Source organism: Amycolatopsis umgeniensis, assembly GCF_014205155.1.
GTDB classification, from domain to species: Bacteria; Actinomycetota; Actinomycetes; order Mycobacteriales; family Pseudonocardiaceae; genus Amycolatopsis; species Amycolatopsis umgeniensis.
In genome coordinates this window covers 873,716-889,144 of the sequence record NZ_JACHMX010000001.1, presented here as the reverse complement: position 1 = coordinate 889,144, position 15,429 = coordinate 873,716, and the positions used below count along the sequence as shown (strand labels likewise).

General features: G+C 69.8%; 13 protein-coding genes and 1 riboswitch. Of the genes, 7 read left to right on the top strand and 6 right to left on the bottom strand.

All coding sequences use genetic code 11. The annotated features are described in order from the left end of the window. The first annotated feature begins 622 nt into the window (after positions 1–622). From fxsT to HDA45_RS03845, 3 genes are all read left to right on the top strand, one after another. The gene (gene fxsT, locus HDA45_RS03855; RefSeq protein ID WP_184891918.1) at positions 623–3,592 is read left to right on the top strand and encodes an FxSxx-COOH system tetratricopeptide repeat protein; all 2,970 of its coding nucleotides are present in this window, start codon (positions 623–625) and stop codon (positions 3,590–3,592) included. A gap of 141 nt (positions 3,593–3,733) precedes the next feature. Beyond that, positions 3,734–4,717 (top strand): LysR family transcriptional regulator, encoded by a 984-nt coding sequence (locus HDA45_RS03850; RefSeq protein ID WP_184891917.1) that lies wholly within the window; start codon positions 3,734–3,736, stop codon positions 4,715–4,717. 132 nt (positions 4,718–4,849) lie between these two features. After that, positions 4,850–6,181, top strand: a complete 1,332-nt coding sequence (locus HDA45_RS03845; protein ID WP_184891916.1) for a carbohydrate-binding protein — start codon at positions 4,850–4,852, stop codon at positions 6,179–6,181. Between the two features lie 92 nt (positions 6,182–6,273). Here HDA45_RS03845 and HDA45_RS03840 read toward each other — a convergent pair whose 3' ends face one another. Beyond that, complete coding sequence (locus HDA45_RS03840; protein WP_184891915.1) at positions 6,274–6,588, bottom strand: DMT family transporter; 315 nt, start codon at positions 6,586–6,588, stop codon at positions 6,274–6,276. An 11-nt stretch (positions 6,589–6,599) separates the two neighbouring features. After that, positions 6,600–6,668, bottom strand: a riboswitch (guanidine-III (ykkC-III) riboswitch). 79 nt (positions 6,669–6,747) lie between these two features. Next, positions 6,748–7,962, bottom strand: a complete 1,215-nt coding sequence (locus tag HDA45_RS03835) for an MFS transporter (protein WP_184891914.1) — start codon at positions 7,960–7,962, stop codon at positions 6,748–6,750. Between the two features lie 83 nt (positions 7,963–8,045). Between HDA45_RS03835 and HDA45_RS03830 the strand changes: the two genes are divergently transcribed. Continuing rightward, a complete protein-coding gene (locus HDA45_RS03830; protein ID WP_184891913.1) occupies positions 8,046–8,948 on the top strand; it encodes a LysR substrate-binding domain-containing protein in 903 nt (300 codons plus the stop codon). Positions 8,949–8,950: 2 nt separating this feature from the next. Here HDA45_RS03830 and HDA45_RS03825 read toward each other — a convergent pair whose 3' ends face one another. Further along, positions 8,951–9,532 carry a TetR/AcrR family transcriptional regulator gene (locus tag HDA45_RS03825; protein ID WP_184891912.1) on the bottom strand — a complete coding sequence of 194 codons (582 nt, stop codon included), beginning with the start codon at positions 9,530–9,532 and terminating at the stop codon, positions 8,951–8,953. Positions 9,533–9,592: 60 nt separating this feature from the next. Between HDA45_RS03825 and HDA45_RS03820 the strand changes: the two genes are divergently transcribed. Beyond that, positions 9,593–10,138 carry an SRPBCC family protein gene (locus HDA45_RS03820; protein ID WP_221471007.1) on the top strand — a complete coding sequence of 182 codons (546 nt, stop codon included), beginning with the start codon at positions 9,593–9,595 and terminating at the stop codon, positions 10,136–10,138. On the opposite strand, the gene mptB is transcribed toward HDA45_RS03820, so the two are convergent. Next, positions 10,042–11,481, bottom strand: a complete 1,440-nt coding sequence (mptB, locus tag HDA45_RS03815) for a polyprenol phosphomannose-dependent alpha 1,6 mannosyltransferase MptB (RefSeq protein WP_184891911.1) — start codon at positions 11,479–11,481, stop codon at positions 10,042–10,044. The two genes, HDA45_RS03820 and mptB, sit on opposite strands and share 97 nt — an antisense overlap. A 111-nt stretch (positions 11,482–11,592) precedes the next feature. Between mptB and HDA45_RS03810 the strand changes: the two genes are divergently transcribed. Both HDA45_RS03810 and HDA45_RS03805 read left to right on the top strand, forming a co-directional pair. Beyond that, positions 11,593–12,228, top strand: a complete 636-nt coding sequence (locus HDA45_RS03810) for a DUF4230 domain-containing protein (RefSeq protein ID WP_184891910.1) — start codon at positions 11,593–11,595, stop codon at positions 12,226–12,228. Positions 12,229–12,326: 98 nt separating this feature from the next. Then, a complete protein-coding gene (locus tag HDA45_RS03805) occupies positions 12,327–12,848 on the top strand; it encodes an SRPBCC family protein (protein WP_184891909.1) in 522 nt (173 codons plus the stop codon). 59 nt (positions 12,849–12,907) lie between these two features. On the opposite strand, the gene HDA45_RS03800 is transcribed toward HDA45_RS03805, so the two are convergent. Further along, positions 12,908–14,143, bottom strand: a complete 1,236-nt coding sequence (locus tag HDA45_RS03800) for a cation:proton antiporter (RefSeq protein WP_246480600.1) — start codon at positions 14,141–14,143, stop codon at positions 12,908–12,910. 52 nt (positions 14,144–14,195) lie between these two features. After that, the gene (locus tag HDA45_RS03795) at positions 14,196–15,389 is read right to left on the bottom strand and encodes a sigma-54-dependent transcriptional regulator family protein (RefSeq protein WP_184891907.1); all 1,194 of its coding nucleotides are present in this window, start codon (positions 15,387–15,389) and stop codon (positions 14,196–14,198) included. Between the last annotated feature and the right edge of the window lie 40 nt (positions 15,390–15,429).

Sequence of the window (15,429 nt, the reverse complement as noted above, 5' to 3'; positions counted from 1 at the left end):
GCGGGTGGGGCGAGTGTGGCGATCCGGTAAGTCCGTGAAGGCGTCCTTGGCGACCCTCGATTTGCTTGCCCACTGGCGTGGCTGGTGGTCGAGTGTGAAGGATTTGGGACGTTCAACGTCCCAAATCCTTCATGCTCGGTCTCGTCGCTCAGGGACCCGCGCAACCACCGTCCTCACGCAAGTCAGACGAAGGTAGTGAAGGCCTCCTTAACGGGCTTGTGTTTGCTGACCTGCTGGTGTGTGTGGGTCCGGGTGTGGAGGTTTCAGGACGTTGAACGTCCGGAATGTTCCTCGCTCGGTCGTCGGCCACGAGGTCGTGACCGACACAGCCTCGATCAACCAGGGTGACTCGCGCGACGGTGGAGGATTTGGGACGTTGAACGTCCCAAATCCTCCACCGTCGATCCCCGAACAGATCGAGCCGCCAGCTACGCGCAGGTCAGACGTAGGTAAACAGATGAAGGCCTCCTTCCCTACCCTCAGAGTAGGCAAGGAGGCCTTCACGGACCGGTCTCACGAACAGCCGCAGTCACGTCCCGGGACCGCGCGTAACGGTGAGCGCCGGGCTGCCGACATCCGGTGGCGGCACCACGAAACCCGCCCGCCGACCGGAGGTAGGAGATTGCCCGAGATCATCGAGGTCCGGGCTCCCGTGTCGGCGGAATTGGACGTGGTGTTCCTGCACGGGCTGGACGGGGACGCGCGGAAGACGTGGGCCGGCGCGTCGCCGTCGTCGTTCTGGCCGGAGTGGCTCGCCGAGGATTTCGCTCGCGTGGCGGTGTGGTCGGTGGGCTACGAGGCCTGGTCTTCGGGCTGGCGGGGCCGGGCGATGCCCATGCAGGACAGGGCGATCAACCTGATGGCGACGCTGCAGAACCGCGGTATCGGCGAGCGGCCGTTGTGTTTCGTCACGCACAGCATGGGCGGTTTGCTGGCCAAGGAGATCCTGCTGCACGCGGCCGAGGGCCGGACCGGATTCGCGGCGTTCGCGGCGGCCGCGCGCGGGGTGGTCTTCCTGGGGACCCCGCACACCGGCTCGGGTCTGGCGGCGGTCGTCAAGGCGCTCGGGCTGATCTCCCGGTCCACCGCGGCGGTGAAGGATCTCAAACGTAACAACGCCCACCTGAGGCATCTCAACGACCGCTACCGCGATTGGGCCGACGAATCCGGGATCCGGAACCTGGTGTTCTTCGAGACGTACCCGACCAAGGGGGTCCGGGTGGTAGACGAGGGCTCGGCCAACCCCGGCCTGCCTCGGGTCCGCCCGATCCCCGTCGACGCCGACCACGTCGGCATCTGCAAACCGGCAGACCGCGATTCCCTTGTGTACGGCCAGATTTCGAGGTTCATCGACGGCATTCTCGCGGAGATCGAGGTTCCGCCGCCCCGGCACGCGGCTTGGAAACTGCCCCTGAGCGGCAGGGTCTTCGTCGGGCGCGCGGCCGAGCTGGACCGGTTGGAGAAGACGGTGAAGGCCGCCAACCGGGTCGCGGTGGTGGCGGTGCACGGGCTGGGCGGTGTCGGCAAGAGCACTCTGGCCGCCAGATTCGCGGAATCGCGCTCGGCCGACTATTCGGCCGTGTGGTGGGTGACGGCGGACTCGGCCGCGGCGATCGACGACGGCTTGGCGGAGCTGGCCGTGGCGCTGTCCCCGGAAGCCGCGGGGCTGCCGTGGGAACAGCGGGCCGAACAGGCCGTCGGCTGGCTGGCCGGGCACACCGGCTGGCTGCTGATCCTCGACAACCTGACCGATCTCGCGCACGCCCGCGGGCTGCTGGAGCGGGTGCGGACCGGCACGATCCTCATCACCAGCAGACGCGGCACCGGCTGGCGGGACATCGGCACCGTGTCACTGGACGTGCTGGAGCCGGACGAGGCCGTCGAGCTGCTCGGCCGGACGGTCCGGGCCGAGTGGCCGGACGCGGAACCGGCGGGCGGCGGCGCGCTCTGCGCGGAGCTGGGATGGCTCCCCCTGGCGGTGGAGCAGGCGGGGGCCTACCTCGCGCAGAACCGGATGACCCCGGCGCGCTACCTCGAACTGCTCGCCGGATCTCCGGCGAAGATGTTCGCCTGGACCGCGGAGGCCGAAGACGCGGAGCGCGCGGTGGCCCGGGTCTGGCACGTCACCCTCGACAGGCTCGCGGATACCCCACTCGCCGCGAAGTTGTTGCGACGGCTGGCCTGGCACGCGCCCGAACGCATCCCGCGATCGCTGCTGGAGGGCGACGGCGAGGAGCCGGAACTGTCGGAGGCACTGGGGCGGCTGGCCGCCTACAGCATGATCACCCTCGACGCCGAGGCGATCGACGTCCACCGGCTCGTGCAGGCCGTGACCCGGACCCCCGATCCGGCCGACCCCTATCGCCACCCCGGCGACATCGATCACGCCCGTGAGGCCACCGCCGACGCGCTCGCCCGCGCGCTCGATCCGGTGGACCCTCGGCTGCCCGGGCACTGGCCCGTCTTCCGAACCGTGCTGCCCCACGGGCGGGCGCTGCTCGACCACACCGACCGTGACACCGGTTCGCTCTGTCATCTCGCGAACAGCCTCAGCCTCTACGTTCTCGGCCAGGGCGACCCGGCGGCGGCCATCGCGTTCGCGAACCGGGCCGTCCAAGGCGGTGAACGTCTCTTCGGCGTCGACCATCCCATCACCCTGCGTGCCCGGAACAGTTCGGCGTCCGCGTACCAGGCGGCCGGTGACGTGCGGCGAGCGATCACATTGTTCGAGGCCGCGCTGGCGGACTGCGAGCGGGTACTGGGGTCGCCCCATCCCGACACTTTGAGCTTCCGCAACAACCTGGCGGCCGCCTGCCACGCCGCCGGTGACCTGCGGCGGGCGATCTCGCTGTTCGACGAAACGCTCGAGGGACGTGAGCGCGTGCTGGGAAAGGAGCACCCGGACACGCTGGTCTCCCGGAACAACCTCGCGATGGCCTACGAAATGGCGGGCGACACCGAACGGGCCATCCCGCTTCACGAAGCCACGCTCGCCGATCGTGAGCGGGTGCTGGGATCCGATCACCCGGAGACCTTGCTCTATCGGAACAATCTGGCGTACCTCCTGTGGTCCACGGGTGACTCGGAGCGTGCCGTCACGCTGTTCGAGGCGACGTTGAAGGATCGCGAGCGCGTGCTGGGTCCGGACCATCCGAACACCTTGGTCTCGCGAGGCAATCTCGCCGGAGCGTGCGAGTCCGCGGGCGATCTCGTCCGCGCGATCGAACTCCAGGAACGGACGCTGGCGGATCGTGAGCGCGTGCTGGGCCCCGATCACCCCGACACCCTGAGCTCGTGGAACAACTTGGCCGGAGCGTACGAATCCTCGGGCGATCTGACCAGGGCGATCGAGGTGTACGAGCGCACGCTGGCCGCCAGGGAGCGGGTGTTCGGGCACGATCACCAGGACACGCTGAATTCGAGGAACGATCTCGCCTACGTCCGCGGCGTCTCGGGTGACCTGCCGCTCTCGATCCGGATGTACGAAGAGGCGTGGTCCGACGCCGAGCGGGCGCTCGGTCCGGATCACCGCCTCACCAAGAGGATCAAGGAGAATCTCGAGACGGCGATCCGCCTGCGCGACCGGTCTTGATCAGGTGCCGGGGCCGGGATCCACTGTGAACCATGTCCGGGATTGCTGACATCGATGGCAAACCGCGAACAGGGCGATACGAAGCCATTTGGCTCACTCATTTGTCTGGTCCAGTCCAGTTATGTCTACTAACGTAGAGGGATGGAGCTGGAACTGCGCCACTTGCGCATCATGTGCGCGATCGCCGAACTCGGGAGTATCACCAAGGCGGCGAACACGCTCGGAATGGCGCAGCCCGCTTTGACCGCACAACTGAAGCGCATCGAACGGACACTCGGCGGGAAGCTCTTCCTCCGTGATCACACGGGGACCAGGCCGACGGCACTCGGTCTCCTCGTTCTCGACCGGGCCAAAATGGTGCTTCCCGCAGTGTCGTCGCTGCACGACGAGGCCGCGCGCCTCGCCCAGCACGCCGGCACCGGCGAGCCGGTGACCTTGCGGCTCGGTTCGGCGACAGGGCCGATGCTCGGGGCTCTCCTGCAGCGTCTCGGCACCACCCATCCCGACATCCATGTCGCCACCCATACGTCGTGGTCGGCCAACCAGCTCGCGGAAATGACCGCCGAGGGCGCGCTGGACTTCGCCTTCGTAGGCGTCTGCGGTGACGCCTCGCCGCCGCCCGAGCCCGGCGTCCGGTGGCGGACGCTCGCGCACCATCCGGTGTTCGTGCTGATGTCGGCGCGTGACGAGCGCGCGCAGCACAACGAGGTCGAACTCGCCGCGCTGGCGGACGAACGCTGGTGCGCGACACCGGGGGACGGCTGTTTCGGCGACTGTTTCGCGTCCGCGTGCGCCCGGTCGGGGTTCACGCCGCGTTCGCTGTACGAGACCGATGTGCTGACCTGCATCGAGATGGTCGAATCGGGACACGCGGTGGTGTTGTGTCAGCCGCTGTTCCACGAGATCCCGGGCATCGTCGCCGTCCCGATCGCGGGGAATCCGCTGAGCTGGAAGAATCTCGTCGGCTGGTCGGAGCGCGGGGAGATGGGCCCCTTCGCCGCGGAGATGATCGCCCTGTCCCGCGCGGTGTACGGCGAACTGATCGACCGGCGGCCCACCTACTCGAAGTACCTCGAGTTGAACCCGGGTTATGGCGTGGACTACACGGATGCCGGAGTGCGCTGACCTGCGCGGAAGTCGCTGAAAGGTCCAGTCCACTGGGTGGATATGACCTAAATGGTATGTACCATTTGCCGCAGGTGCCTCGTACGGTCTGGACGAGATCTTCTTCCGGAACGTCGGTGAGGAACGCCTGAAATGAACCGAAAGATCGTATCGGCCGCCGCGGCGGCCGTCACCGGCGCGGGCCTGGTCACGGCCATCGCGCTGACGCCGAGCGCCAGCGCCGGTCAGACCGTCTCGGCGGCCGACCAGGTCCGATCGGAGATCGTCGCGGCCCTGTCGCGCGACCTGAAGATCAGCCCTGATCAGGCCAGTGCCCGTCTCGCCGGTGAGCAGAAGGCGGCGCACACCGACGGCGCCCTCAAGACCCGGCTCGGTCCGTCCTACGCCGGCTCGTGGCTGGACGCGGCGGGGACCACGCTGACCGTCGCGGTCACCGACGCGGCGCTGGAAGGCGCGGTCCGCGCGGCGGGCGCGACCCCGAAGACCGTCACGCGGAGCGCCGCCCAGCTCGACGCGGCGAAGCTGTCTTTGGACACCAAGGGAACCAGCGCGCCGAAGACCGTGCCCGGCTGGTACGTCGACGCCACCACCAACTCGATCGTCGTACTGGCGAACGCGGGTACGGAGGAAGCCGCGAAGTCGTGGGCGACCGCGTCCGGCGTGAGTGCCGACGCGGTGCGGGTCGCGACCAGCACCGAGAGCCCGGTTCCGCTGATCGACGTCATCGGCGGCAACGCCTACACCTTCGGCTCGGGCCGGTGCTCGATCGGTTTCTCGGTCGAGGGCGGCTTCGTGACCGCGGGCCACTGCGGCACCACCGGGACTCGGACCTCGAACCCGAGCGGGACCGTCGCGGGCTCCAGCTTCCCCGGCAACGACTACGCCTGGGTCCGCGTCGACGCGGGCAACACCCCGCGCGGGCTCGTGAACCGGTACCCGGGCACCGTGCCGGTGGCGGGTTCGCAGGAGGCCGCGATCGGCGCCTCGGTCTGCCGCTCCGGTTCCACCACGGGCTGGCACTGCGGCACCATCCAGCAGAAGAACGCCTCGGTGAACTACCCGCAGGGCACCGTTTCCGGCCTCACCCGGACCAACGCCTGCGCCGAGCCGGGCGACTCCGGCGGTTCGTGGCTCGCGGGCGACCAGGCGCAGGGCGTCACCTCCGGCGGTTCCGGCAACTGCAGTTCGGGCGGCACGTTCTACTTCCAGCCGATCTCGGAGATCCTGAGCGTCTACAGCCTGCGCCTGGTGACCTCGGGTTCGAACCCGCCGACCAGCACCACCACGACGCCGACCGGCCCGACGACGTCGAACCCGCCCACCGGAACCTGGGCGGCCGGCACCACCTACGCCGCGGGGGCGACGGTCACCTACAACGGTGCTTCGTACCGGGCGCTGCAGGGCCACACCGCTCAGGCAGGTTGGGAACCGCCGAACGTCCCAGCGCTTTGGGCGCGATCCTGACCGCCTAGCCGTCCGGGCCACACGCAGGGGTGCGCCCGGACCCGACCGCCCCCGACGTCGTCCGTGCGTCGGGGGCGGTCCCTCTTTTCGCCTCAGTGCAGGACTTTCAGTCCCACCACGCAGGCCACGATCCCCACGATCAGCAGAATTCGGGCGAGTGACGCGGTTTCCGCGCCCGACACCATGCCGTAGCCGACGGTGAGCGAGGCCCCGATCCCGACCCAGACCGCGTAGGCGGTCCCGACCGGGAGGTCCTTCATCGCATACGCGAGACCCACCATGCTCGCCACGAGGGTCACGCCGAAGATCACCGACGGTGTCGGCCGGGACAGCCCCTCGGACCTGCCGAGGGCAGTGGCCCACACGGCTTCCAGCACACCCGAAACGATCAGGACAAGCCAGGACATGACGCGCTCCCAGAGCGCCGTCTTGTCGCTGGCCGGGTACGGCACCCACTCGTCCGGGGACCTCGATCACGAGGTTCCGTAACCAGGATCGCACACCGTCCTCGTGGCGCGCCCGCGGGTTTGACGAGGATCACCACGCGGACGCACCACTGTGGACAGTCAGCGCTTCAGCACCTTGGGTGCGGACCAGGCGAGCAAACCCAGTTCCAGCACCGAAAAACCGATCAGCGCCCACGCGCTCGGCAACCAGATCAGCGAGATGCCGACGAGGAGAATGGGCAGGACTAGCCCCGCGTAGGCGGCCAGGAACAGGGCCGCGAGCACCTCGCCGCGCACCGGCGGCTCGGCCAGTGCGGCGACGGTGGCCACCGAGGCGCGGAAGCCCAGCCCGACCCCGGCGCCCGCCGCGATCCCGCCCGCGAGGAAGAGCCACAGCTGGGACGTCGTCACCGCGACCGGCAACGCCACCAGTCCGGCCGTCATCAAGGCGAGGCCGAGACGCAACTGGGTCCGCCTGGCCAACCCGGCGAAGATCACCTGTGCCGCCGCGGCGGCGAGGAACACCGAGAACGACGCGAGGCCGGCCAGCATCCGTGAGCTTTGGTGCATTCCCTGCGCCAGCAACGTCGGCGTCAGCGCCATGAACAGTCCCGTGATCGCGAAGGCCGCGAAGGCGCCGATCGCCGCGCCGAAGAAGGCGGGCCGAGCGCTCGACGGCAGCGAGACGCGCTGGGGCCGGTACGCGGGCCGTTCCTCGGCGCGTTCCACCGTTTCCGGGACGAGCGCGACGGCGAGGGCCGAGGCCAGCAGCAGGACAAGGAAGAACACGAACGGCGTGGTCAGCGGTTCGGCCGAGTAGCTCGCGAACGCGCCGCCGAACAGCGGTCCGAGCGCCAGCCCGCCCATGTTGACCACGGTCGCGATCAGGCCCGCGCGGCCGTGGTCTTCGCTCGGCCTGGCCACGGCTCGCAGTTCGGACAGGTGTGCGGTGGCGGTCGCGGTCAGCGCGCCGATCCCCGCGCCGCCGACGAGCCTGGCCAGGATCAGCCCGGGAACGTCCGGCCAAGCCAAGAAGAGCGTCGCGGAAAGCGCCTGGGTCAGGGTCGCGGCGAGGATCACGCGCCGTCGCCCCAGCCAATCGCTGACGTGTCCGGCGAGGTAGAGGCTGCCCATCACGCCGACCGCGTACGCCGCGAACACGATGGTCACGACGTAGGTCGGGAAACCGTCACGTTGCTGGTAGAGCACGTAGAGCGGGGTGGGAACGGTGGAGAAGGCCAGCGAGGCGGCGTACGCGGCCGCGATGATCCAGAAGCCGCGGCCGTGACTGATCCGCCGGAGCGCGGGACGGGGAAGGGTGACGGTGTTCAGCATGTCTCCACTGTGGATCCCCGGATCATCCAAGTCCAACGAACAATACTGGTCACAGTTATCCGAAACTGCGATAATCGGCGACCGTGGAGACCCGCCAGCTCGAATGCTTCGTCGCCGTCGCCGAGGAACTCAGTTTCACCCGCGCCGCTCGACGGCTGTTCGCGGTGCAGTCCACCGTGTCGGCGACCATCCAGGCGCTCGAAGGCGAACTCGGCGTCAAGCTGTTCGACAGGTCGACGCGGCGGGTCGCGCTTTCCGCGGCGGGCAAGGTGTTCCTGCCCGAGGCCAAGGCCGCGCTGGAGGCCGTCGACAGGGCGCGCGAGGTGGTCGCCGACGCCTCCGCCGGCCTGCGCGGCAGCCTCCGCATCGGCACCCTGACCAGTGTCGGGGGCCTCGACCTGCCGGATCTGCTCGGCGCTTTCCATCGGCGGTATCCGCTGGTCGACCTGCACGTCACGGTGTCGATCACCGGATCGACCGGGCTGGCCGAGGACCTGCGCCAAGGCAGGCTCGACGTCGCGCTGCTCGGGCTCCCCGAGTCCGATCTCGCCGGGTTCCGCACCAAGCCGCTCGGTTCGGTGCCGTTCGTCGCCGTGCTGCCCGACGGCCACCGGCTGGGAGGCCGGCGATCGCTGACCCTGGCGGACGTCGCGGGCGAGTCGTTCGTGGACAACCCGCGCGGCTTCGGCAACCGGGTCGCCCTGGACCGCGCGTTCGAGGCGATCGGGGCTCCTCGGCGGGTCATCGTCGAGGTCGCCGACCTGCGTGTGGTGCCCGCCTACGTCGCGGCGGGGCTCGGCATCGCCGTGGTGCCGGACCTCCGGCTGCTGACGGGCGTCCGGACGATCCCGCTCGACGCGCCCGGCCTGGTCTGGCCACTGACCATCGCCACCAGGGGCGAGCGGTCGCCCGGTCCGGCGGCCCGGCTCCTGCTCGACCTGATCGACGGCGGGGAGTACTCCATCACGGTCCCGGCCCGGATCTGAACTCAGCCCGACAGCAGTGTGCGCGTGGTCTTGGCGACCAGATCGACGGTGCGGGGCGGTGGAGCCTCGCCGCGGTCGAGATGCCTTCTCACCGCGGCATAGGGAAGATCCACGAGGGCCAGCATCAGTTCATCGGTGCTCCGGCCGGTCAGTGGGCGCAGCCGTCGCACGACCTTGGTGATCGCCGCGTCGAGACGGTGGTTGGCTTCCTCGGCGCGGGCGCGGTCTTCGGCGTTCCAGTCTTCGACGCCGAGCGCGCGATTGCCCGCGTAGAGCAGTCTCCCCTCGGCGGGATGAGCGCGGCACCATCGGACCACCTGTGCCGCTGCCCCGACCGCGGCCTCCAAGACCGGTTCCTGGTCGAGTGCTTCGAGGTAGTCCCGCTGGAAGCTGGTCAAAGTGCGGATCCAGACCGCCGCGAGCAGGGCTGGGCGACCGGGGAAGCGGTGGTAGATCGACCCGCTCGGCGCGCCGACTTCGCGGGCGACGGCCGACATGGTCACCCCGGCCGCCCCTTCGGTGGCGAAGATCCGCAGGGCCGCGTCGAGGAAGTCGTCGGCGGTGTGCCGCGGTGGCCGTCCCATTTTCAGAGACTATCCTCTACTATGGTTTTAGGGGAAGGTCTCTATAACCAGGAGGCAGAGATGCGAGTGTGGAACAGGCATTCCCGGATTGTCGCCGTGTCACCGGAGCGCGTGGGCGCGCTGATCGACACACTGTCCGATGACGGCGACCGGCTGTGGCCCGTCGGCACGTGGCCGCCGATGCGGTTCGACCGGACACTCGGGGTGGGAGCCGTCGGCGGGCACGGACCGGTGCGGTACTCCGTCGAGTCCTACGAACCGGGGAAGTCGGTGCGGTTCCGGTTCACCGCGCCGCGGGGTTTCGACGGCTTCCACGAATTCACCCTGCGCGCGAGGGGAACGGGGGAGACCGAGCTCGAGCACCTCATGGTGCTGCGGCTCCGGCATCCCGCTTGGTTCACGTATCCGCTGCTGTGGCGGCCGATGCACGACGCCTTGCTGGAGGACGGCCTGGACCGTGCCGAGCGTGAACTCACCGGCACGGTCCGGACACCCGCGCGATGGAGTCCCTACGTCCGGCTCTTGCGGAACCTGATCTCCGGCAACAGGCCTTTCCGCTTCAAGAAGAACAAGGTCCCGCCGATGAGCACGACGGCGATCAGGTAGCCCAGCGCCAAGGACACGGCACCACCGTTGGCGGGCGGGAGCAGCACGCCGAACACCGCGCTGATCGCGGCGAGGATCCAGCGGCCTCGGTCGGTCGTGAGGCTGACGGCGAGCAGGGCGACCGTCCACAGGAGATACCACGGCTGCACGACCGGCCCGAGGACCAGCATCGCGGCGAAGGTCAGCCCCGCGCCGTAGAGAGGGTGCAGCTTCTCCCGATAGGTGAGCCACAGCAGCCTGGCCCCGACGGCGAGACCGAGGATCGCGCCGATGAGCGAGAACACCTTGATCGCGCCGTCGGTCAGGTCGGCGCCGAAGATCTTGCCCACCCCACCGACGAGGAAACCGAGTTCGTTGGTGGGCGCCATCCAGCTGTGGACCTGACCGGAAACCCCGGAAAGCACGCGGACCCAGCCGAAACCGAGCCCGCTGCCGAGGGAGATCGCCACGGTGACCGCCGCGAATCCGGCGGGCAGCCCGAGCGCCACCGCCACCCGGCCCGCGGGTGTCGCCCGGCGGAACAGGTCGACGCCGACGAACAACAGGCCCGCGACGGCCACGATCTTGATGTTCGCGGCGGCGCTCACCGCGATCACGCCCGCCGCGATCAGCGCGGGCCGCGCCGCTCCGGCCTTCGCCGCGCCCATGAGGACGAGTTCCAGTCCGGCGACCATCAGCCCGACCATCAGCCCGTCGTTGTGCACGCCCGCGACGACGTGCCACAGCACCAGCGGGTTGAGCAGGGCCAGCCACAACGCGATCGACGGCGAGACCCCGACGCGGCGGGCGAGGCGGGGGAGCGCCCACGCCATGAGCGCGATCCCCGCCAGCCCCAACAGCCGGTGCAGCAGCACCGTCGGGACGAAGTCGTCCCCGGCGATGTGGGCGACCGAGCGCGCCAGCGCGACGAACGCCGGCCCGTACGGGGCGGGCGTGTCGCGCCAGTAGTGGCTGACCGCGAGCGTCACCGGCGAATCGGCGCCGAGCGCCTCCGCCGGTCCCACGAGATAGGTGTCGAATCCCTTGGCGGCGATGAGTCCTTGAGCCAGGTAGCTGTTGATGTCACCGCTGAACAGCGGGCGTGCGACCAGCAGTGGCGCACACCACGACGCCGCGATCCAGTACAGCCGACGCTCGGGCAGGCCCGCGGCGAGCCGTCCGATGCCCAACCAGGACAGCACGAGGGTGGCCATCCCGGTCACCCCGAGCGCCACCACCAGCACCGAGGGCAGGCCGATCCCCGACGTGACCAGCACCAACACGGCTATCCCCAGGAAACCCGCCCAGTGCAACGCCGAGATGTTCAGCCCGGCCTTCTCCGGCGCGGGCAAGACGCTTTGCATGCGGCCAAACTACTCCAAGTGCGAAATCCGGTTCCGCCGATCGTCGGCGAAACCGGCGGGGACGCTTCACGACCGCGTCCGCCGGGTACCCCACGCGCTGGAGAGGCGGTGGTGGGCGTGAAGAAACGGTGGGTGCGCCTCGGGGCGTTCGCCCTGGTCGGGCTCCTGATCGTCGGTGCGGCACTGCAGATCACCGGGTTGCTGCCGAAGTTCGACCCCTTCGGAACGTCCACTGTGGACCGATCGCAGCCCGCGGTGCTCCAGGCGGTCCGTGATCTGAGCCAGTATCACGCCGCTGTCGGCGACTACCAGGTCGTCGTGGACATCGAGAAGGACGTCAAATGGGTGCCCGCGAGCATCGCCGGGGAGCGGACCCTGTTCGTGGCGGCGGGCTCTGTCGACGCGTACGTCGATTTCGGACCGCTGCTGGAGAATTCCCTCACTGTCTCGGAAGACCGGCAGTCGGTCGAGGTCCGGTTGCCCGAAGCCCGGCTGGCGAAACCCAATCTGGACAACGAGCGCAGCTACGTCTTCGGTCAGGAGCGCGGCCTGATCGACCGGCTGGGGGCGTTGGTGTCCGTACCGGACCAACAGCAGTTCCACGTCGCCGCGGAGAAACGGATCGGCGAGGCGGCGCAGCACTCCGGCCTGCTCGAACGCGCCAGGGCCAACACCAAGGCCATGCTCACGCAGATGCTGCAGGCGCTGGGCTTCCGGGTGAGCTTCCCGGCGGAACCGACCACCTGATCCCGGCCGGTGTTTGCGCGAACGTGCTGTGGTTGCCGTGCCGGTCTTGACCGTGCCGCCCGGTGCTGGTGGGCTGACAGGGTCGACTGGGAGGCGCGATGGCGACGAAGCCGAAGGACACCCTGACCTACACGGAACCGATCGCGACCGGCGAGGTCACGATCGACGCCGCGCCCGAGCGGGTGTACCGGCTCGTCAGCGACCCGGTCGCGATGGCGGAGTGCACCGAGGAGCTGCGCAAGGCCCGCTGGATCCGCGGCGCGACCGAGGCCGCCGTCGGGAACTGGTTCGCCGGCAGCAACCGCAACGGCGTGCGGCGCTGGGTGACCCACGCCGAGATCACCGACGCCGAGCCCGGCCGCCGGTTCGCCTACCGTGTCCGCACCCCGTTCCTGGTGCCGATTTCCCGCTGGGAGTACGACATCGAGCCCGAGGGTGACGGCTGCCGCCTCATCGTGCGGAACTGGCTGCGCGTGCCGCGGTGGTTCATCCCGATCGCCATCTTCATCACCGGCGAGCCCGACCGCGCCGGGACCAACCGCGCCAACATCGCGACCACCTTGGGACGGCTGAAAGCCCGGGTCGAGGGCCGGGAGTGGCAGCGCCCGCCCCGCGACTAGACACCGCACTCACGTGATCAGACCCGGATCTCGTGTGATTGAAGCCGGAACTCACGTGTTCAGCTGCCCCGGTTCTCCAGTTTGCGCATCACCGGACCGGACACGAGACCGTGCACGAGGACCGACACCGCGATCGTGAGCGCCGTGACGCGCCAGAGCGAGTCGGCCATCGGGAAGTCGCCGTGCCCCAGGGCGTAGGACAGGTAGTAGAGACTGCCGATCCCGCGGATGCCGAAGAACGCGATCGCCGTCGCCGCCGGTTGTGTGGCGCCGCCGCCGATCAGGGCCAGCCCACCGAACAGCGGGCGCACGACGATCACGGCGGCCACTGCCACCAGGACTTCGGCGAGTTTCAGGCCCGCCAGGAGCCCGTCGCCCAGCGCGACACCGAGGCCGAGCAGGGCCAGCGCGACGAAGAGGCGTTCCAGCTGGTCACCGAACTCGTGCAGTACGCCGTGGTACTCGTGTGAGCGCTCGCTGGCGCGAATGGTCGCGGCGGCGGTGAACACCGCGACGAAGCCGATCCCGCCCAGCCACTCGCACAGTGCGAAGGGCAGGAACGCGATGGCCAGCACCACCAGCCCGTCGGAGTACTCACCGAGGCGCAGCCGCTCGTGCCGCACCCGGAACATGAGCCAGGACAGCAACCGGCCGCAGACGAGACCGACCAGTACGGCGATCGCGAGCGGGACGACGACCTCGGTCAGCAACCACGGCACGGGAGAAGTGCTCGCCGTCCCGGCCAGGACGAGGGCCAGCAGCACGAACGGCATCGCCAGACCGTCGTTGAGCCCGGCTTCCGAGGTCAGCGTGAACCGGATCTCGTTGTCCGCGCCCCGGCCGTCGTCGGTATGCGGCGCCGGTACCTGGACGTCGCTCGCCAGCACCGGATCGGTCGGTGACAGCACGGCGCCCAGCAGCAGCGCGGCGGCGGGGGAGAGGGCGAGCGCCCACCAGCCGAGCAGGGCGACCGCGCCGATCGACAACGGCAGGGTGATCGCCAGCAGCCGCCAGGTCGAGTTCCACGATCGCCAGCCGATCAGCCGGTCCGATTTCAGTCCCGCGCCCACCAGCGACACCAGGACACCGAGTTCGGTGATCACCTCGACGGCGCCCACATGGGACCGCGGGTCGAGCACCCCGTCGCCGTAGGGGTGTCCTAACGGGAGCAACCCGAAGATCAGCCCGCCCACCAGCAGGATCAGCGGCATCGACAGCGCGCGTTCGTGCAGCAGGTTCGGCAGCACCGCGGCGCACAACGCCAGGACGCCGGCCCCGGCGAGCAGTATCTCCATGCGCGCGGAGTACCCGGCATGGTCTCCGCGCAACCGGGAGCGGCTCAGCCGCCTATTCGAGTCCTTTGTGGACCGTCAGGCCGACGCCCGAGGCGAGCCGGTACGGGCGGGTGTCCACAATGGCTCCGAGCAGCCGCCGCAGCCGGGAGACCTCGGCGCGGACGGTGACGAGGTGTTCGGCGTCACCGTAGAGCGCGCGGCTGAGCGCCTCGGCCGAAAGCCCGGACGGACCCGTCGCGTGAAGGTGCACGAGGATCTCCGCGTGCCGGGGTGTCACGGTGCGCACCCAGCCGGCGTCGCCCGCCCGCATCCGCAGCATCGGCGCGTGCCCGAGTTCGAGATCCAGCCGGACCTGGCGAGCGGTGTCGGCGGGGCGGACGAGCCAGCCCTCGGCCAGGCGTTCGGGCAGGCAGGCGCCCAGACCGGGAACGGCGAGGATCTGGCCTTCCGAGGGGGCGGCGATCCGCTCGCCAGGGGCGATGCCGGCGGCGTGAGCCACCCAGCCGTCGTCGTCCACCAGCAGCGCCGGACCGCCCATGCCCGCCACCAGCGGTTCGGCGGTCCTCCTCAGTTTGTCCAGGCCTTGCTGGTGGTGACGCCAGAGTTCGGCTTCGGCCAGCCGCCGTCCGGTCTCCACGAGCGCGGCGATCGCGGGATGCAGGGTCAACGCGGGTCCGCTGACGTCGATCACGCCGAGCAGTTCGCCGGTGCGCGGATCGTGCACCGGCGACGCGGTGCAGTACCAGGGATGCTGGCCCTGTTCGAAATGTTCCCCGGCCAGCAGTTCCACGGGTGCTGCCTCGGCGAGCGCGGTGCCGATCGCGTTGGTGCCGACCCGCGCCTCGGTCCACTCGGAGCCTTCGGTGAAGCCCAAGGTGTCCGCGCGGCGCTTGACGGCGGGGGAGCCCGCCCGCCAGAGGATGATGCCCTCGGCGTCGGTCACCACCAGCAGCATGTTCGCGGTGTCGGAGGTCGCACCGAGCACCTGGCCGAGGCTCTCGACGACGTGGCGCAGCGGGGAGGCGCGGCGACGGCGGGCGACCTCGTCGAGCGGGACGGAATCCCGGGTGTTCATCCCGTCGGCGGCCAGCCCCAGGCTCAGCGCACGCGACCACGATCGCGACACCAGCGGCCGCGGCCGGACCCGCGGACGGCCGCCGCCGATCACGGCTTCGTGCATGCGGACCAGGTCGCGGGCGTGCATCGGCAGGTCGGCGCCGGGCGGGACCGAGCTGAACACGCCCACGGGCCACCTCCGCACCATCGCGTCGACGGATCAGCATAGG